Origin of the sequence: Phormidium sp. CCY1219, from assembly GCF_035615515.1 — a bacterium.
Lineage (GTDB): Bacteria > Cyanobacteriota > Cyanobacteriia > Cyanobacteriales > Laspinemataceae > CCY1219.
The window spans coordinates 1-720 of sequence record NZ_JAJENT010000547.1 but is presented as its reverse complement, the minus strand read 5'-3'; the positions used below and the strand labels follow the sequence as shown (position 1 = coordinate 720).

Annotated in this window: 1 protein-coding gene; it reads right to left on the bottom strand. The window is 40.4% G+C overall.

The features are described from left to right. Positions 1-307: 307 nt before the first annotated feature. On the bottom strand, positions 308-720 hold a 413-nt coding region (locus LKK83_RS14830), incomplete at its 5' end, for a hypothetical protein (RefSeq protein ID WP_324631972.1).

The window sequence follows — 720 nt, the reverse complement described above, 5'->3', positions numbered from 1 at the left end:
ATTATCAAAGTGCCTCTACCAACTCCTTTAAGAGAAAATCCTAAAGTTGTCGCTACTTTTTTGAGGATATTAGATGCAGCATTAATATCGGCATTAACTAGGGAATAGTGAATAGTGAATAGTGAATAGTGAATAGTGAATAATAAAATTTTCCCTTTTCCCTTTTCCCTTTAATTAATTCTTGTTGGCATCCATACATCTTTATCACCTCCACGATACAATTATAACATTAAAAAATAAGAAATGACAACCTTTTTGACTTATTTTTAAAGGCGACTAAAGTCGCCGTACGTTTTTCATCTACGTTTTAAAAAACGTAGCTTTCAAACTCTCGTCCTTCTTTCGTAAAAAAGAGCAAGGCGATCGCCCCAGCCACAGGGAGCGCCTCGATCGGATTTGCCAGAATTTTGGCCATTTTTTTACCATAGTTCGAGCTAGTTGTCAAGCCGCAAAATGACTCATCGCGCCGCAAAACCTTCGTCATGGAAAGGCTGCTGGAATCGAAAAAATACCTCCGTATTTTCACGGAGAAAAAAATCCGTGAAAATACGGAGTCAAAAAGAGCGATTTCACCGATGAAATAATAGCCGAAAACCGACACAATAGGAAATGTAGAGTTCAGATCCATCCTATGCAAGCGGCTACTGTCAGCACCCCGCTCTAAAGAGACGGGGCTTCTAGCCCCTGACTTTAGGTAGCTGACCAGCCTAAGCCCTACGA